At 34.0% G+C, this 18,149-nt stretch carries 16 protein-coding genes, 2 tRNA genes and 1 riboswitch; of the genes, 14 read left to right on the forward strand and 4 right to left on the reverse strand.

Translation table 11 applies throughout. The annotated features are described in order from the left end of the window. Positions 1-125: 125 nt before the first annotated feature. The 14 genes from HMPREF2864_RS04785 (at position 126) to HMPREF2864_RS04850 (ending at position 14,549) form a co-directional block, all read left to right on the forward strand. Positions 126-821, forward strand: coding sequence for an AzlC family ABC transporter permease (locus tag HMPREF2864_RS04785; protein ID WP_002461029.1), 696 nt, complete (start codon positions 126-128; stop codon positions 819-821). After that, positions 818-1,147: an AzlD domain-containing protein gene (locus tag HMPREF2864_RS04790; protein WP_002479197.1), complete on the forward strand. Its 330-nt coding sequence runs from the start codon at positions 818-820 to the stop codon at positions 1,145-1,147. The genes HMPREF2864_RS04785 and HMPREF2864_RS04790 overlap by 4 nt, the downstream gene beginning before the upstream one ends. A gap of 88 nt (positions 1,148-1,235) precedes the next feature. Continuing rightward, a riboswitch (SAM riboswitch) is annotated at positions 1,236-1,334 on the forward strand. A gap of 66 nt (positions 1,335-1,400) precedes the next feature. Next, on the forward strand, positions 1,401-2,369 hold the full coding sequence (locus tag HMPREF2864_RS04795) for a homoserine O-acetyltransferase MetX (RefSeq protein WP_070545257.1): 969 nt from the start codon (positions 1,401-1,403) through the stop codon (positions 2,367-2,369). A 169-nt stretch (positions 2,370-2,538) separates the two neighbouring features. Then, complete coding sequence (locus HMPREF2864_RS04800; protein ID WP_070545259.1) at positions 2,539-3,468, forward strand: DUF2232 domain-containing protein; 930 nt, start codon at positions 2,539-2,541, stop codon at positions 3,466-3,468. 21 nt (positions 3,469-3,489) lie between these two features. Then, positions 3,490-5,457 (forward strand): DHH family phosphoesterase, encoded by a 1,968-nt coding sequence (locus HMPREF2864_RS04805; protein WP_002461021.1) that lies wholly within the window; start codon positions 3,490-3,492, stop codon positions 5,455-5,457. Continuing rightward, a complete protein-coding gene (gene rplI, locus HMPREF2864_RS04810) occupies positions 5,454-5,900 on the forward strand; it encodes a 50S ribosomal protein L9 (RefSeq protein ID WP_002461020.1) in 447 nt (148 codons plus the stop codon). Before HMPREF2864_RS04805 ends, rplI begins: the two co-directional genes overlap by 4 nt. A gap of 69 nt (positions 5,901-5,969) precedes the next feature. Further along, positions 5,970-7,367 carry a replicative DNA helicase gene (dnaB, locus tag HMPREF2864_RS04815; RefSeq protein ID WP_002461019.1) on the forward strand — a complete coding sequence of 466 codons (1,398 nt, stop codon included), beginning with the start codon at positions 5,970-5,972 and terminating at the stop codon, positions 7,365-7,367. A gap of 285 nt (positions 7,368-7,652) precedes the next feature. Further along, entirely contained in the window at positions 7,653-8,936 is a 1,284-nt protein-coding gene (locus tag HMPREF2864_RS04820; protein ID WP_002461018.1) for an adenylosuccinate synthase, read from the forward strand. A 349-nt stretch (positions 8,937-9,285) separates the two neighbouring features. After that, a tRNA-Glu gene (locus HMPREF2864_RS04825) sits at positions 9,286-9,360 on the forward strand. Positions 9,361-9,368: 8 nt separating this feature from the next. Then, positions 9,369-9,441: transfer RNA gene (locus HMPREF2864_RS04830), tRNA-Asp, on the forward strand. Between the two features lie 454 nt (positions 9,442-9,895). After that, positions 9,896-10,597: a response regulator YycF gene (gene yycF, locus HMPREF2864_RS04835; RefSeq protein WP_002479194.1), complete on the forward strand. Its 702-nt coding sequence runs from the start codon at positions 9,896-9,898 to the stop codon at positions 10,595-10,597. 12 nt (positions 10,598-10,609) lie between these two features. Next, positions 10,610-12,433: a cell wall metabolism sensor histidine kinase WalK gene (gene walK, locus HMPREF2864_RS04840; protein ID WP_002461016.1), complete on the forward strand. Its 1,824-nt coding sequence runs from the start codon at positions 10,610-10,612 to the stop codon at positions 12,431-12,433. Continuing rightward, positions 12,426-13,757 carry a two-component system activity regulator YycH gene (gene yycH, locus HMPREF2864_RS04845; protein WP_002492045.1) on the forward strand — a complete coding sequence of 444 codons (1,332 nt, stop codon included), beginning with the start codon at positions 12,426-12,428 and terminating at the stop codon, positions 13,755-13,757. Before walK ends, yycH begins: the two co-directional genes overlap by 8 nt. Continuing rightward, positions 13,758-14,549, forward strand: coding sequence for a two-component system regulatory protein YycI (locus HMPREF2864_RS04850; RefSeq protein ID WP_002461012.1), 792 nt, complete (start codon positions 13,758-13,760; stop codon positions 14,547-14,549). 169 nt (positions 14,550-14,718) lie between these two features. Here HMPREF2864_RS04850 and icaC read toward each other — a convergent pair whose 3' ends face one another. The 4 genes from icaC to icaA are packed head-to-tail and all read right to left on the reverse strand — an operon-like array spanning position 14,719 to position 18,148. Continuing rightward, a complete protein-coding gene (gene icaC / locus HMPREF2864_RS04855; RefSeq protein WP_002461010.1) occupies positions 14,719-15,792 on the reverse strand; it encodes a polysaccharide intercellular adhesin biosynthesis/export protein IcaC in 1,074 nt (357 codons plus the stop codon). After that, positions 15,782-16,645, reverse strand: coding sequence for an intercellular adhesin biosynthesis polysaccharide N-deacetylase (gene icaB, locus HMPREF2864_RS04860; RefSeq protein WP_070545261.1), 864 nt, complete (start codon positions 16,643-16,645; stop codon positions 15,782-15,784). Before icaB ends, icaC begins: the two co-directional genes overlap by 11 nt. Continuing rightward, on the reverse strand, positions 16,629-16,955 hold the full coding sequence (gene icaD, locus HMPREF2864_RS04865; RefSeq protein WP_002461006.1) for an intracellular adhesion protein IcaD: 327 nt from the start codon (positions 16,953-16,955) through the stop codon (positions 16,629-16,631). Before icaD ends, icaB begins: the two co-directional genes overlap by 17 nt. Further along, entirely contained in the window at positions 16,925-18,148 is a 1,224-nt protein-coding gene (icaA, locus tag HMPREF2864_RS04870) for a poly-beta-1,6 N-acetyl-D-glucosamine synthase IcaA (protein ID WP_037540903.1), read from the reverse strand. The genes icaD and icaA overlap by 31 nt, the downstream gene beginning before the upstream one ends. Position 18,149 lies beyond the last annotated feature (1 nt).

An 18,149-nucleotide genomic window follows, 5' to 3' on the forward strand; every position in this document is an offset into this window, starting at 1 on the left:
TTATATAAAGATTTTTAGACATTCGTTTGTCTAACGTAAGACAAACGGCAGTATAAAAGGATTGATACAGTTCTAGTGTTATATTAGACTTATCTTGGTTATTAAATAAAAAGAGGAGGCATAAAATGGATACACATCTTTCCTTTAAACAAGGTGTTAAAGAATGTATACCTACATTATTAGGTTATGCAGGTGTAGGTATTTCTTTTGGCATTGTAGCTGCATCACAACATTTTAGTTTATTAGAAATTATCCTTTTATGTCTGATTGTTTATGCGGGAGCAGCTCAGTTTATTATTTGTGCGTTAGTCATTGCAGGTACACCGATTACAGCAATTATCGTGACGACGCTTATTGTCAATTCACGTTTTTTCTTATTATCAATGACACTTGCACCCAATTATAAGCAATATGGGTTATGGAATAGGGTAGGGCTATCTTCAATATTGACAGATGAAACATTTGGCGTGGCTATTTCACCTTATTTAAAAGGTGAAAAAATTAATGATCGCTGGCTTCATGGCTTAAATATTACGGCATATGTCTTTTGGACGATTGCGTCGATTGGCGGTGCCGTGTTTGGCAAATTCATAAGTAATCCTGAAGTTTTTGGACTAGATTACGCTATTACAGCAATGTTTGTCTTCTTAGCTATTGCGCAGTTTGATGCTATTACCAATTCTAAACTTAAAATATACATTGTTTTAATCATCTCTGTTATTGTCATGATGTTTATCTTTAGCTGGTTTATGCCAACTTATGTGGCAATATTATTGTCTGCTATCATTGCTTCGACATTAGGGGTGGTGATGGAACGATGACAACGTCTTGGTATATGTTTGCTATTATCTTTTTTAGTGGTTTAGTTACTTTGATAATTCGAATTGTGCCTTTTATTATGATTACACGCATACAATTATCTGAGAAGGTTGTTAAATGGCTGTCTTATATTCCTATTACACTGTTTACTGCATTAGTTGTAGACGCTATGATAAAACAACCATCGCACGGCTTAGGCTTTACTATTAATTTATCATTCGTGATTATTACGATTCCGACTATTGTTGTTGCTTTTATTTCACGCAGTTTGACCATAACAGTTGTGACAGGCATTGTGTTAATGGCGGGGCTTCGTTTATTCTTTTAACTTATACTAAATCGCAGTAAGGCATTGCAGTTATCATATTTTTTAGATAAAATAAATTTAAATTTAACTTAATAATAGACATAAATATATCTTATTATGAGAAGCTGAGGGATTTGGCCCAGTGACGCTTCAGCAACCGACAGTAATGCACGGTGCTAAAACCAACGAGATACTCGAATGATAAGTCAATGACCGCTTCTTACTTCATTTAGAGTAGGAGCGGTTTTTTATATTATTTAAAGGAGGAGTAGTCATGATAAATTATACTGTCGATACTTTGGAACTTGGAGCATTTACTACAGAGTCTGGCGAAAAAATAGAAAATTTAAAACTGCGATATGAGCATGTAGGTTATCAAGGGCAGCCTTTGGTTGTGGTTTGCCATGCCTTAACTGGAAATCATTTAACGTATGGAACCAATGAACAGCCAGGTTGGTGGCGTGAAATTATCGATGGTGGTTATATGCCAATTCATGATTATCAATTCCTAACGTTTAATGTGATAGGAAGCCCATTTGGCTCTAGCTCACATCTTACAGACCAACATTTTCCTAAGAAATTGACTTTAAGAGATGTTACCAAAGCAATAGAATTAGGAATTCAAGCATTAGGTTTTAACAAGATTAACATATTAATTGGTGGAAGTCTTGGCGGGATGCAAGTGATGGAATTACTATATAATCGGCGATTTGTTGTTGATAAAGCAGTAATTTTAGCAGCCACCGATAAGACATCATCATACAGTCGTGCATTTAATGAGATTGCTCGTCAAGCCATTCATATCGGTGGTAAAGAAGGTTTGAGTATTGCAAGACAATTAGGATTTTTAACATATCGTTCATCTAAAAGTTATGATGAACACTTTACTCCTGATGAGGTAGTCAATTATCAACGTTACCAAGGTGATAAATTTAAAGAACATTATGATTTGGATTGCTATTTAACTATGTTAGATGTCTTAGACAGTCATAACGTTGACCGCGGTAGAACAGATGTTGATGAAGTATATCAATCTTTAGATACTAAAGTACTGACAATGGGATTTATCGATGATTTACTATATCCAGATGACCTGGTACAGCAATTAGGCGTACGCTTTAAATATCACCGTCATTTCTTTGTTCCAGATAATGTTGGACATGATGGCTTTTTGCTTAATTTTAATACTTGGGCACCTAATTTATATCATTTTTTAAAGGTATCAACATTTAAACGTAAATGAAGTGACAATCATGGATATTGAGGTAAGACATACGACTGTGTAAAATGTCTAAAGATAAGCTAATTTAGACATTTAAATGAAAGTTACTATGCCAGTCCTTTATTTGTTTTAATATGCTACACGGGTTAAAATAGTGCTTATAGTTAAATTTAGTATAGGAGTGGCGAAGTTGTTTTCAAAAATAGAACCTAAAGCTACTATTATCGGTACGCTTGCATTAATTGTAGTCGCTTTAGTCACATATATATTACCAGAAGTGGGTTGGCTGTTATGTTTATTTGCAACCATTCCTGGAATTATTCTCTGGAATAAGTCAATACCATCATTTGGTTTGGCTACAATTGTGACTTTGGTTATTGCAGTATTATTCGGCAATACAATCGTATTAAGTGCCATGATATTAGTACTTATCTCAAGTATTGTCATCGGACAATTACTTAAAGAACGTGCATCTAAAGAACAGATTCTTTACATAGCGACGACGGTCGCCAGCACAATAACTATTATTGGTTTTATGTTATTACAAGTGTCTGGTCATATTCCCAAGGCACAAGTATTAGTTCGAACAGCAGTAAAACCACTAGAAGATTTATTGGATCAAGCGTATGTTCAAAGTGGCATGAAAGCAGAATATGAACAAACATTAAGTTTTATCATTAAACAATTGTCTATTCAGCTTCCAAGTTATATGATAATAGCAATATTTATCCTTATTTTAATCAATTTGCTTGTCACATTCCCAATTCTTAGAAAGTTTAAAATAGCAACACCAATATTCAAACCATTATTCGCATGGCAGTTTAAACGTTCAGTCTTGTGGTTATATGTTATTGATTTAATATGTGTAATGTTTGCAACACAACCGAGTATCTTCCAAAGTATCGTTATAAACTTACAGATTATGTTATCATTATTGATGTACATCCAAGGATTAAGCGTGATTCATTTCTTCGGAAAAGCAAAACGCATGCCAGACGTAGTAACAATAATATTAATGGTAATTGGGACAATTATTTCGCCAGTAACGCATATTGTTGCACTTATAGGGGTGCTTGATTTAGGAATTAACTTAAAACAGATAATAAAAAAAAGATACTAAAAAGCGAATAGAGGTGGAAAAATGAACCGACAATCCACAAAAAAAGCTTTGTTTGTTCCGTACATTTTAATGGTTCTAACGGCGATAGCCCTTGTTATATTGGGGTTTATCTTTAAACCACTTGTTGCAGGGATAGCGGCAGCGATTCTCTTTGTAATTATCGTTATCAGTGCGGTATTAGCTCGACAAGCAATGATAAAAATGGATAACTATGTGGATGATTTAAGTGGCCATATCTCAGCAGGAAGTAATAGGGCAATTAAACGTTTGCCAATAGGAATGGTCGTTTTAGATGCGGATGATCATATTGAATGGATCAATCAGTTTATGTCAGATCATTTAGAATCAAACGTAATTTCTGAACCTATTAATGAGGTTTTCCCCAATATTTTAAAGCAATTGGAAAAGATTCAAGAAGTAGAAATTGAAAATAATAATTATCATTATCACGTGCGCTATAGTGAAGATGATCATTGTCTTTATTTCTTTGATATTACCGATGAGGTGCATACAAATAAGTTGTATGAAGACTCTAAGCCAATTATAGCAACGTTATTTTTAGATAATTATGATGAAATAACACAGAATATGAACGATACGCAACGTTCAGAAATCAACTCAATGGTAACACGTGTTATCAGTCGTTGGGCTTCTGAATATAATATTTATTTTAAACGCTATAGTTCAGATCAATTCGTAGCTTATCTTAATCAAAAGATTTTAGCTGAAATTGAGAAGTCTAACTTTGAAATTTTAAGTCAGTTGCGAGAAAAAAGTGTTGGTTATCGCGCCCAACTTACATTAAGCATTGGTGTTGGAGAAGGCACAGAAAATCTTATAGATTTGGGTGAATTATCACAATCAGGTCTTGATCTTGCTTTAGGTCGAGGCGGAGACCAAGTTGCGATTAAAAGTATGAATGGTAATGTACGTTTCTATGGCGGTAAGACTGACCCAATGGAAAAACGTACGCGTGTGAGAGCGCGTGTTATATCTCATGCTTTGAAAGATATTTTAACAGAAGGCGACAAAGTAATTATTATGGGACATAAGCGTCCAGATTTAGATGCTATCGGAGCTGCAATTGGTGTTTCTCGCTTTGCACTAATGAATAACTTAGAAGCCTATGTTGTGTTAAATGAAGAGGATATTGACCCAACTTTACGCCGTGTGATGAATGAAATTGATAAAAAGCCAGAACTAAAAGAGCGCTTTGTTACATCAGATGAAGCTTGGGATATGATGACTTCTAAAACGACAGTCGTCATTGTCGATACGCACAAACCAGAAATGGTATTAGACGAAAATATTTTAAATAAAGCTAATCGTAAAGTCGTTATTGACCACCATAGACGAGGTGAAAGCTTTATTTCAAACCCGTTATTAATTTACATGGAACCTTATGCAAGTTCAACTGCTGAACTTGTTACAGAATTATTAGAGTATCAACCGACAGAACAGCGTTTAACACGCTTAGAATCAACAGTTATGTATGCAGGAATTATCGTTGATACGCGTAATTTTACATTAAGAACAGGTTCTAGAACTTTTGATGCTGCAAGTTACTTACGTGCACATGGTGCTGATACGATATTGACTCAGCATTTCTTAAAAGATGATGTCGATACGTATATTAATCGTTCTGAACTGATTCAAACTGTAGAAGTGCAAGATAATGGCATTGCTATTGCACATGGTTCAGATGATAAAATTTACCATCCCGTGACTGTTGCACAAGCAGCAGATGAGCTGTTAAGTTTAGAAGGTATTGAAGCGTCATATGTTGTCGCAAAAAGAGAAGACAATTTAATTGGTATTTCTGCTCGTTCGTTAGGCTCAATTAATGTACAATTAACTATGGAAGCATTAGGTGGCGGTGGCCATCTTACCAATGCAGCAACGCAAATTAAAGATGTAACCATTGATGAAGCAATCGAACAATTACAACAAGCAATTACAGAACAAATCAGTAGGAGTGAAGATGCATGAAAGTAATTTTTACACAAGATGTTAAAGGTAAAGGCAAAAAAGGAGAAGTTAAAGACGTACCAGTAGGATATGCGAATAACTTTTTACTAAAAAATAAATATGCCGTAGAAGCAACTCCTGGCAATTTAAAACAATTAGAACAACAAAATAAACGTGCAGCAGCAGATAGACAACAAGAAATTGATGAAGCCAAAGCGCTAAAAGCCAAATTAGCTGATATTGAAGTTGAAATCAGTGCTAAAACAGGTGAAGGTGGCAAATTATTTGGTTCTGTAAGCACAAAACAAATTGCTGAAGGTTTAAAAAAACAGCATGATATTAAATTAGATAAACGTAAAATGGACTTACCACAAGGTATTCATGCTTTAGGTTATACGAATGTACCAGTGAAATTAGACAAAGAAGTTGATGGTACAATTCGTGTACATGTAGTAGAACAATAAGACGCTGTTAATTAAGATAAGATTGATATCAAAGAGGTTTAACTTTTTGATTAAGAGGTGTAATCAATAATGGATAGATCATATGAGCAAAATCAAATGCCCCATAATAATGAAGCTGAACAATCTGTCTTAGGTGCGATTATTATTGATCCAGAATTGTTAAGTTCGACTCAGGAGGTATTGCTTCCTGAGTCATTTTATAGAGGCGCCCATCAACATATCTTCCGTGCAATGATGCATTTAAATGAAGATACTAAAGAAATTGATGTCGTTACACTTATGGATCAACTTACAAATGATGGTACATTAAGTGAAGCGGGTGGTCCGCAATATTTAGCTGAGCTTTCTAATAACGTACCCACGACACGTAACATTCAATACTATACTGACATTGTGGCGAAGCATGCTTTAAAGCGGAAGCTCATTCAAACGGCAGATAGTATTGCTAATGACGGATATAATGATGAATTAGAATTAGATGCTATTTTAAGTGATGCAGAAAGACGTATTTTAGAATTATCATCAACACGCGATAGTGAAGGATTTAAAGATATTAGAGATATTTTAGGTCAAGTTTATGAAACAGCAGAAGAACTTGACCAAAATAGCGGTCAAACGCCTGGGATACCAACAGGTTATCGTGACTTAGACCAAATGACAGCTGGCTTTAATCGTAATGATTTGATTATTATTGCAGCTAGACCATCAGTAGGTAAGACTGCCTTCGCACTTAATATTGCTCAAAAAGTAGCGGTTCACGAGGATAATTATACAGTAGGTATCTTTTCTTTAGAGATGGGGGCAGACCAACTTGCTACGCGTATGATATGTAGCTCAGGCAACGTAGATTCTAACCGTTTAAGAACAGGGACGATGACTGAAGAAGATTGGAATCGCTTTACCATTGCGGTAGGTAAATTATCACGTACGAAAATATTTATCGATGACACACCAGGTATTCGTATTACAGATATCCGTTCTAAATGTCGTCGCTTAAAGCAAGAACATGGTTTAGATATGATTATGATTGACTACTTGCAATTAATACAAGGAAGCGGTTCACGTTTATCTGATAATCGTCAGCAAGAGGTTTCAGAAATTTCTCGAACACTAAAAGCAATCGCTAGAGAATTAGAATGTCCTGTTATTGCGTTAAGTCAGCTATCTCGTGGTGTTGAACAACGACAAGATAAACGACCAATGATGAGTGACATTCGTGAATCAGGTTCTATAGAACAAGATGCTGATATTGTTGCATTTTTATATCGTGATGATTATTATAATCGTGGCGATGGTGAAGAAGATGAAGATGGTGGCAATTTCGAACCACAAACAAATGATGATAATGGTGAAATCGAAATTATTATAGCTAAGCAACGTAACGGCCCAACCGGTACCGTCAAACTTCACTTTATGAAGCAATATAATAAATTTACCGATATTGATTATGCACATGCTGAAATGTAAGAAAAGAATATTTTTATTTCCGTACGTTTAATTTTTATTAATTTTAAATGTACGGTTTTTATTTTGTTTTAACATACTTTTTAACAGCTAAGTATGTATCTTGGAAATTTGTAAAAACATCTTTAAACCTTGATATTAAAGTGTTTTTGAAGTGGATAGACATCAAAATTCTAAAATAATAATGTGAAAAACACTATAAAATTAATGTTCGATTTTTATTTGCAATATCAGATTGTTATTGATAGAATATCTAGTGGTTAATCGAGAAAACTTGGAGGTGCTCTTATGTCATCAATCGTAGTAGTTGGGACACAATGGGGAGACGAAGGTAAAGGTAAAATCACGGATTTCTTAGCGGAACAGGCAGATGTTATTGCACGTTTTTCTGGCGGTAATAATGCTGGACATACCATTCAGTTTGGTGGAGAAACCTATAAATTACATTTAGTACCATCTGGTATTTTTTATAAAGATAAACTTGCTGTAATTGGAAATGGTGTTGTTGTCGATCCTGTAGCTCTGTTAAAAGAGTTAGACGGCTTAAATGAACGTGGTGTATCAACAAGTAACTTACGTATTTCAAACCGTGCACAAGTTATTTTGCCATATCATATTGCTCAAGATGAATTTGAAGAACGTCGTCGAGGAGATAACAAAATAGGTACAACGAAGAAAGGTATTGGTCCTGCGTATGTAGATAAAGTACAACGTATCGGTATCCGTATGGCAGATTTATTAGAAAAAGAGACATTTGAAAGACGTTTGAAAGAAAATATTGAATATAAAGACGCATATTTCAAAGGTATGTTCAATGAATCTTGCCCAACTTTTGATGACATTTTTGAAGAATATTATGCAGCTGGTCAACGTTTAAAAGACTTTGTAACGGACACAGCGAAAATCTTAGATGATGCATTTGTTGCCGAAGAAAAAGTCTTATTTGAAGGTGCTCAAGGTGTTATGTTAGATATTGATCATGGTACATATCCTTTCGTCACATCAAGCAATCCTGTAGCCGGCAATGTCACTGTTGGTACAGGTGTAGGTCCAACCTTCGTTTCTAAAGTAATTGGTGTATGTAAAGCATACACATCTCGCGTAGGCGATGGTCCTTTCCCAACTGAACTATTTGATGAAGATGGGCACCATATTAGAGAGGTTGGTCGTGAATATGGTACGACGACAGGACGTCCACGTCGCGTGGGTTGGTTTGATTCAGTCGTGCTACGTCACTCACGTCGTGTTAGTGGTATTACAGACTTATCTATTAACTCTATTGATGTACTAACAGGTTTAGATACGGTAAAAATTTGTACAGCTTATGAGTTAGATGGAGAAGAAATTACAGAGTATCCAGCTAACCTTGATCAATTAAAACGTTGTAAACCAATCTTTGAAGAATTACCTGGTTGGACAGAAGATATTACAGGCTGTCGTTCATTAGAAGCGTTGCCTGATAATGCACGTCGCTATTTAGAACGTATTTCAGAATTATGCGGCGTTCATATTTCAATCTTTTCAGTAGGTCCAGACCGTGAACAAACGAACTTATTAGAAAAATTATGGTAAAAAGATAAATGCATGCATAGGGAGAGCGGGACAGAATACATTATGAATTCGTAGTCCCGTACCGGCAAGGTTGACTAGGATTGAAAAAAGCTTGGTATAAGCGTGCTTTCATTCCAGTCAACTACTGCCAATATATCGTTCATAGTCTAAAATATAATGATGTTCCAAACTGTTACTGACAATTAGGAACGTGCGGTAAAATTTTACTGCGCGTTCTTTTACTATATTATATGGTAAAAATGGAATGTGTTGCTGTTGAATTAATTTATTAAAAAAACATTAATATGCTGTAAAAATGTCTTGTATTTAAAATATTAGCTATGCTATAATCTATCTTGTGCTTAAGAACGGCTCCTTGGTCAAGCGGTTAAGACACCGCCCTTTCACGGCGGTAACACGGGTTCGAGTCCCGTAGGAGTCACCATTGATTTAGGTCTCGTAGTGTAGCGGTTAACACGCCTGCCTGTCACGCAGGAGATCGCGGGTTCGATTCCCGTCGAGACCGTATTGCTTACCCAATAGGGTAGGCATTTTTTTATGCTTTTATATAAAAGTAGTTGAGTCACTCATGGGTTAATACTACAATAGCATGTTGCAATAAAAACTTAATATTTTAAATGATATGGATAAGAAATCCCGCAATGAATACCCATTGTTATAACATCATTTTGTAATATTTAATTGGATTTTTAAAAATCGGCTAAATTCAAAAGATAGAATAGACTAACTTATTTGTAAATTAGGCATAGAGTGGTAAACTTATAAAAAATATTATTCTATAATTTTACTTATGAAAATAGAATTCGCAGTATATTAATGGTAAATTATATAGTAGATACTTGTGTAGATAGGAACGATTGTTGGATATTTCTACACAGAAGATTTATTTTATATAAGTAAAGAACTTTTTAATAGAACAGATGTGAAGAACTACAATTTTAGAAATGAGGTTTTTAGATATGGCAAGAAAAGTTGTTGTAGTTGATGATGAAAAACCAATTGCTGATATTTTAGAGTTTAATCTAAAAAAAGAAGGATACGATGTTTATTGTGCCTATGATGGTAACGATGCCGTTGATTTAATTTATGAGGAAGAACCAGACATTGTGTTATTAGATATCATGTTACCTGGTCGAGACGGCATGGAAGTCTGCCGTGAAGTACGTAAAAAATTCGAAATGCCAATTATCATGCTAACGGCAAAAGACTCTGAAATTGATAAAGTATTAGGCCTTGAATTAGGTGCTGACGATTACGTCACAAAACCTTTCAGTACACGTGAATTAATTGCTCGAGTTAAAGCTAATTTACGTCGTCATTATTCACAACCTGCCCAAGAAGTGAATAACGCATCAAACGAAATCACAATTAAAGATATTGTGATTTATCCAGACGCATATTCTATTAAAAAACGCGGTGAAGATATTGAATTAACACATCGTGAATTTGAGTTGTTCCATTACTTATCTAAGCATATGGGTCAAGTGATGACACGTGAGCACTTGCTTCAAACTGTTTGGGGCTATGACTATTTTGGAGATGTACGTACGGTTGACGTAACAATTCGTCGTTTACGCGAAAAAATCGAAGACGATCCATCACATCCAGAATATATCGTAACTAGAAGAGGCGTTGGATATTTCCTCCAACAACATGATTAGAGGAGTCTTTGCATGAAGTGGCTGAAACAATTACAATCCCTTCACACTAAATTGGTTGTTGTATATGTTCTTTTGATTATTATTGGAATGCAAATTATCGGTTTGTATTTTACAAATAGTTTAGAAAAGGAACTGACAGATAATTTTAGAAAGAATATTAAACAATATGCAACCCAATTAGAAGTCAATATTGAGCGTAGTTATAAAGACGATTCTGTAAATATGCAGAAAGAAGTTCAAAATTTACTTAATGAGTATGCCAACCGTCAAGAAATTGAAGAAATTCGCTTTATTGATAAAGATCAAATTATTATGGCAACGGCACGTTTGTCATCACATAATATGATTAATCAAAAGGTCAATGATAGTTCCGTTCAAAAGGCCATTTCACTTGGACAGTCTAATAGTCATAATGTGCTAAAAGACTATGGCAATGGTAAGGAACGAATCTGGGTATATAATCTTCCCGTGAAAAATGGTAAAGATACCGTGGGCGATATTTATATCGAAGCAAATATCAATGATGTGTACAATCAATTAAACAATATTAACCAAATATTTATTATAGGTACGGCGATTTCACTCTTTATTACGGTGATACTCGGTTTCTTTATTGCGCGAACCATTACTCGACCAATTACCGATATGCGTAATCAGACGGTTGAGATGTCTAAAGGTAACTATACACAACGCGTGAAGATCTATGGAAACGATGAAATCGGGGAATTAGCATTAGCGTTTAACAATTTATCTAAACGTGTACAAGAAGCCCAAGCGAATACAGAAAGTGAAAAGCGTCGTCTTGATTCTGTCATCACACATATGAGCGATGGTATTATCGCAACGGATAGACGTGGCCGTGTTCGGATTATCAACGATATGGCGCTTAAAATGCTTGGCATGGCTAAAGAAGATTTAATCGGTTATTATATGTTAAGCGTGTTAAATTTAGAACAAGAATTTTCATTAGATGAAATTCAAGAGAACAATGATAGTTTCTTATTGGATATAAATGAAGAAGAAGGCATTATTGCCCGGGTTAACTTTAGTACAATTGTGCAAGAAACAGGCTTTGTGACTGGTTATATTGCGGTGTTACATGACGTTACAGAGCAACAACAAGTCGAACGTGAGCGCCGAGAGTTTGTTGCCAATGTTTCACATGAATTACGGACACCATTAACATCAATGAATAGCTATATTGAAGCGTTAGAAAGTGGCGCATGGAAAGATGGCGCACTCGCACCACAATTCTTATCGGTTACACGTGAAGAAACCGAAAGAATGATTCGTTTAGTTAATGACTTACTGCAATTATCTAAAATGGACAACGAGTCCGATCAAATTAATAAAGAAATTGTCGACTTCAATATGTTTATCAATAAAATTATTAATCGCCATGAAATGTCGGCCAAAGATACAACCTTTGTGCGAGAAATTCCTAATGAAACCATCTTTGCGGAAATTGATCCAGACAAGATGACACAGGTATTCGATAACGTAATTACAAATGCTATGAAATATTCTCGCGGTGATAAACGTGTTGAGTTTCACGTGAAACAAAATGCTTTATATAATCGTATGACCATTCGTATTAAAGATAATGGTATCGGTATTCCAATTAATAAAGTTGAAAAAATCTTTGACCGCTTTTACCGTGTCGATAAAGCACGTACGCGTAAAATGGGTGGTACTGGACTAGGTTTAGCTATCTCTAAAGAAATTGTCGAGGCACATCATGGTCGCATTTGGGCAAATAGTGTCGAAGGGCAAGGCACATCAATCTTTATTACACTTCCATGTGAAGTGATTGATGATGGTGATTGGGATGAGTAATAGAGAGAATATCAAATCAATTATTTTAATTTTACTAGTACTTATGAGTGTGGTATTAACCTATATGATTTGGAATTTCACTCCAGATTTAACACATTTAGACAGCACGGATAGTAAAAAAGTAAGTTCAAAAAGTATTGGAAAACCTATGTCAGCGAAAGAAGAAACGGTAATTTCACCATTTCAAATTATCCGTAAAAGGGGCGATGATGTAAAAGGTATCGAAGGTTCAAAGGCCAATATATTACAAATGGTTGAGCCATTAAAAAAACACAAAGTTAAAAAGGTAGAAAAGTTACATCACGACTATAATTTAACCATTCCCGAGTTAACTAACCATTATGCAGTGCTTGATTTTACATATGACCTTCCATTGAATGTCTATTTAGGACAGGTACTCGATATTAGCGCTAAAATTCCTAAAAACTTTAACTTCAATCGTATATTAATTGATAAAGATCCATATGACCGTCTCGTGTTGTATGCGATTAGTAAAGATCGCCATGATGCTATCAAATTAACAATGGATGCTAAAGCAGAGTCATTTATAAAATCGTTGGATCAACTTGAAAAAGGAATGACCAATTACTCAGAAATTATTACTAATAAAAATACGATTGATAAAGCAACACATGTGTTTGCACCGAAGAAACCCAAAGAAATGATGTCATATCGCATGGTATTCGATACCATTAATGTAGAGGTGATGAATGCAATTCTTTTTGATGATTCTGTCATTGTACGAAGCGGTCGAGGCGGCGCAACAACCTATAACAACAATACGGGAGTTGCCAATTACAACAACGACAGTGAAAAGTATCATTATCGTAATCTCTCAGAAGACGAATCCAGCTCTAGCGATATGGAAACAACGATACCAAGTACCTTTGACTATATAAATAGTCATGGTGGCTTTGTCAATGATGATTATCGTCTGTTCAGCACAGATAATCATAATGGCCAACTGACATATCAAATGTTCTTAAATGGCCACCCAACCTTTAGTAAACAGCATCTAAATCAAATTCAAGTCACATGGGGAGATAAAGGTATTTATGATTACCAACGTGCCTTATTACGCTCTAGCGTTCCGTTAGAAGGTAAGAGCTGTAAATTGCCAAGCGTAGAAAGCGTTCGTTCCTCATTGGCTAATGATCCTAATGTAGATTTTGAAAAAGTAACCAATATCACAGTAGGTTACAAAGAAAATGACAAGCCAGAACAAAATGATATTGAAATACAGCGCAATAGTGAATTTATGCCTAAATGGTATATTGAATATGATGGCGAGTGGTATGCCTATGAGAATGGGAGGCTTGAATAAATGAACTGGAAACTAACAAAGACACTGTTTATTTTCGTATTTATTCTAGTGAACATTTCGCTTATCGTCATCTATATTAATAAAGTTACACAATCTCAAATTAATGATTCCGAAAATGAGAATCAAGTCAATTTTCAACAAGAAGAGATTAAAATTTCTAAAGACATTTTAGATAAAGATGTTAAAGGAATTAAAATGCAGATGATTACAGCAAGTTCTAAAGACTTCACAAGTTATGCTAAAGCACATTCTTCACTAAAAGCCGAAAAATCAGGCAAAATGTTAAAAGGTGATATAGATTCAACCGTAAATGTGAGCGATAGTAACTTTAGTGATTTGAAAAAGTACTTAATGGAACATATTTATAATGGAAAACTCTATCAGTTAGGTGGCGTAAATAATAATAGCGTCACGTATGAACAAACGTATCAAGATTATCCTATTATGAATAATAGTAAAGCCGAATTAAAGTTCTCAATCGATGGTGGCAAAGCAAAAGCATATGAACAAACCATTATGGATAAAATCGAACCTGCAAAAAGTGATAACAATGATAAAAAGCAAATCATAACACCACGTAAAGCAGTTGAAACACTATACTTTAATCGCTATTTAAAAGAAAATGACGAAGTTATTGATGCACGTCTTGGTTATTATTCTGTCGTGAGAGAAACAAATGTGCAGTTGCTACAACCTAACTGGGAAATCAAAGTCAAACATAAAAATAAAGATACCGTGAAGACATATTATGTAGAAGCCACTTCAGATAACCCTAAAGTCATCGATCATTAAACACGCATCGAAGGTTGGGGTGGCTGAAGCTGTCCCCTAAGAAAGCGAGCCAACAATACGATAAACAAAGAAGCCAGTAAATGCATTTACAAAAACGCATTTACTGGCTAAATTTTTTAAAGGATTTACATCCCAGACAGTAGCAACATGTTATTGATGAAACGAGAAATTAGTATGTTCCTTTAAAATCAATATCCAACTTATAAGGTTGCTTACCAATAATAAAGCGGCAAATATAGAATTCACGTAAAATAATACCAATGCCAATACAAATACCTAGCGTTCCAACAACAGAAAAGATGATAAAAATAATACTTGTATTAATAAAAATAGACGTATACTCATATACATATTCTAATACAATCGGATGTAAGAGATAGATAAAGAAAGAGAATGAGTTAATTAAATTAATAACACCAAACATAAAGTATTTATAATGAATACATAAGCTCAATAATAGTAAAAACATACTCATATGATATAACATTAACGATTCACTATAGCTGGTAACATTCCAGTAATCGTGCTTTCCAAATAAAAAGACAAACATTAAATACGAACCAACAGCTAAGGTTAATATAATAAAAGGAAAATCATGTAAAAATGCGATAATTTTATGATAGTTATAACCAATATAGCCACCTAAGAAGAAGAAAAATATCCATCCTAAAATAAAGGTATTATCACTTAAAGGATAAATTTTATGTACAAATGTCTCAAATTGGTGGTTATGATGTAAATAGTATAGAAAGAAATACTGTACAAAAAATGAGCCAATTAATAATAATTTACTGTTAAAAATTTTAGGTGTTATTTTGTAGATAAGATAGCTTAAGATAAAATATTGAATAATAATTAGAATAAAATAGCCATACCAATAACCTAATACAACATTTTGCCAAAACTGATGCCAGAATGGATCACCTAATTTACGCGATTCACTGTAACAATAGAAACAACCGACACATAAATAAGGCAAAATAATGTATTTAAAACGTGACGTTAAATAGGTGATGCGTAATGAAGCATAATTTAATGTTGTTAACAGTTGTGACAAGATAATAAAGCAAGGCGTGCCAAAGATAAAAATATTTTGAGCATAATAGATGACTTTTAATTGTCTAAGATCATCGCCATCAATACCTCGCATATATTGTGTTAATGTATGTGTGATAATAATGATAATACACAACATTGCTCTTAAATAAATAAGTTCTTTCCTTTTTTTATTTTTAACGGCCATCAGCAAAACCATCCCATTTTTTAATTAATTTATTAAACGCATCTTCATTCATTAAGACACGAGGAATACGATAGTTGTTTTCACTAGGTTTAACAGTTTTATCTTCGAGTGTATAGCCATAGCGAATACCTTCTTTTTTAAGTACTTTTATATTTTGATTGCTTACTTCACCATAAGGATAAGCAATAGAATCATTATTTTTATGAAACTGTTTATGAATGAAAAGATTACTTTTGACAATATCATCTTTTAACTTGTCATCAGGTGTACTTGTCATGATGGCTTTTCTGTCTTTAGTCAGTGAATGTAAATTATCCGTATGTGAACTAAAGGTCCAATATTTAGAATGATTTAATATTTTTAAAGTACTTAAATCACTAAGATTTAAATTATGAAAATTTTCATTGCCAATTTGACCAGTAATTATAAATCCTGTAACAGGTATTTTATATTTTTCAATAATTGGATTTGCATTATCATAGACGGATTGTTCCATGTCATCAAAGCTAATCCAAACACTTTTAGGTGGGAATTTACCTTTTTCTTTATAATGTTGAAATTCTTTTTCTGTTAAAAAATGTGCCCCATGTGCTTTAAGCCATTTAATTTCAGCCTCAAACGCTTCTTTACTAATACTATAATTTTTAATTTCTTTGCTGTTAGATAAGGTAAAAAGGGTGTTTTTAAACCAATTATCATCTCGGATACGATGATAATTGAGTGCTAATGCACTATTACCTTTGACGTTGAGCGTTTTTTCTTTGCTTTTTGCACTAGAAATGGTATGTGTTTGGAAGATACATAAGATCGTTAACAACGTTAAAATACTACATAATTTAAAAAACTTTGCCATGATTAATACCTTCTTTTTTATATATTATTTTTCTGCTAATTAAACAAAGTGAGAAGATAATAATGTCAATGATGATAAATTTAAGTAAGGTAAAAAAGATGTCACTCATCGTAACTGCTTCAACGTTTAATAACGTTCTTATGATTAACACGATGTCAATATTAAACGTGAAGAGTGAACCAATAACTAAAATGCAAGCAATCATAAAATAGAGCCAAAATATTAAACTAATAATAAATGTAATTATTTCACGTAATGCATGGCAAAAAGCATGGATTACTAATTTTTTCCTCTGTCTGGACTTGTCCATGTCGCAAACGCTCCTTTTTTACGTCTTAATGCTTTTGGAAAGGCAGAAATAGCGACCAAAGCATTTAACAGCCAATATATTGTTGAATACCAACTTAAGTAAAATATGGTTAAAAGATTAATTTTTTCATAGCGACTATCCACGAATAGCGCAATAACAAATTGTACAGTATTGATAAAAGTCAAAAGCAGCGCTGACAGGATTAATAAAGAAAATTGATAATTTAAGAAATAATAATCTAAAAAATTAGCGTTAATTATATCGATAATTAAAAGAATCACAACGCAATGAACCCAAAGCAATGAAAAGATTTGTTCAAATATCAGCATATACGTTGCTGGATTAAGTGTTTTGATACCTTGTTTGAAGTCCCGAATCAGAACTTCTTGCCCACCTTGTGCCCATCGAAGACGTTGTTTCCATAAGCCAGGTATCGTCTCAGGAACAAGCATTCGACATAATGCGCGTGGCTCATATTTAATGTGTAAGTTGGCAAGATGAAATTTCCAAGAAATCGCAATGTCTTCTGTAATCATATCGATATCCCACTTACCTACTTGTTCAATCGCACGCTTTCTGAATAGTGTGAAAACTCCTGATATAGTATTGACCTTGCCAGTTAAAGATTGGGCACGTTTAATACTGCCAACCATGCTAGCATACTCAATTGTTTGAATTTTACCTAGAATAGACTTCTTATTTCTAATACGAGGATTGCCAGTTACCGCAGCCAATTTCGGATTATCGATAAAATGTTCTAACATGAAATAAGGTGCGTCATCATCAATTAAGGTATCTGCATCAATGCCCATCACTAGATCATATTGTGCATAGTTCAAACCTTGATTTAAGGCGTTTGCTTTTCCTTGGTTTTCTTCTAAATCAACAAAAGTGAAATCTAATGTTTTTTGCAGCTTGTAAATAACTTCAGCAGAATTGTCAGAGCTCCCATCATTAATCACAATAATTTGTTTATTTGGAAACTCTAACGATAACAAATTCGAAATTGTGTCTTCAATCGTCTCTTCCTCGTTAAAACAAGGAATTAAAAAGGAAATACCTTGATCACCGATGTCTTTATTTGGCTTCCTTTTAAGCCAAATTTCTGAAAAGAGCATATAAATAACCGTTCCTACTATCCAAAACATTGACATGAAAAGTGGATAGAGAATTAACAAATTTAAATATTTCATT

Origin of the sequence: Staphylococcus sp. HMSC059F04, assembly GCF_001812565.1 — a bacterium.
Lineage (GTDB): Bacteria > Bacillota > Bacilli > Staphylococcales > Staphylococcaceae > Staphylococcus > Staphylococcus lugdunensis.

Coding starts and splice junctions, on each gene's coding strand:
- yycF (WP_002479194.1), top strand. CDS start 9,896: ATGGCAAGAAAAGTTGTTGTAGTTGATGATGAAAAACCAATTGCTGAT.
- rplI (WP_002461020.1), top strand. CDS start 5,454: ATGAAAGTAATTTTTACACAAGATGTTAAAGGTAAAGGCAAAAAAGGA.
- icaD (WP_002461006.1), bottom strand. CDS start 16,955: ATGGACAAGTCCAGACAGAGGAAAAAATTAGTAATCCATGCTTTTTGC.
- icaB (WP_070545261.1), bottom strand. CDS start 16,645: ATGGCAAAGTTTTTTAAATTATGTAGTATTTTAACGTTGTTAACGATC.
- HMPREF2864_RS04785 (WP_002461029.1), top strand. CDS start 126: ATGGATACACATCTTTCCTTTAAACAAGGTGTTAAAGAATGTATACCT.
- icaA (WP_037540903.1), bottom strand. CDS start 18,148: ATGAAATATTTAAATTTGTTAATTCTCTATCCACTTTTCATGTCAATG.
- HMPREF2864_RS04790 (WP_002479197.1), top strand. CDS start 818: ATGACAACGTCTTGGTATATGTTTGCTATTATCTTTTTTAGTGGTTTA.
- walK (WP_002461016.1), top strand. CDS start 10,610: ATGAAGTGGCTGAAACAATTACAATCCCTTCACACTAAATTGGTTGTT.
- HMPREF2864_RS04805 (WP_002461021.1), top strand. CDS start 3,490: ATGAACCGACAATCCACAAAAAAAGCTTTGTTTGTTCCGTACATTTTA.
- dnaB (WP_002461019.1), top strand. CDS start 5,970: ATGGATAGATCATATGAGCAAAATCAAATGCCCCATAATAATGAAGCT.
- icaC (WP_002461010.1), bottom strand. CDS start 15,792: ATGGCCGTTAAAAATAAAAAAAGGAAAGAACTTATTTATTTAAGAGCA.
- yycH (WP_002492045.1), top strand. CDS start 12,426: ATGAGTAATAGAGAGAATATCAAATCAATTATTTTAATTTTACTAGTA.
- HMPREF2864_RS04795 (WP_070545257.1), top strand. CDS start 1,401: ATGATAAATTATACTGTCGATACTTTGGAACTTGGAGCATTTACTACA.
- HMPREF2864_RS04850 (WP_002461012.1), top strand. CDS start 13,758: ATGAACTGGAAACTAACAAAGACACTGTTTATTTTCGTATTTATTCTA.
- HMPREF2864_RS04820 (WP_002461018.1), top strand. CDS start 7,653: ATGTCATCAATCGTAGTAGTTGGGACACAATGGGGAGACGAAGGTAAA.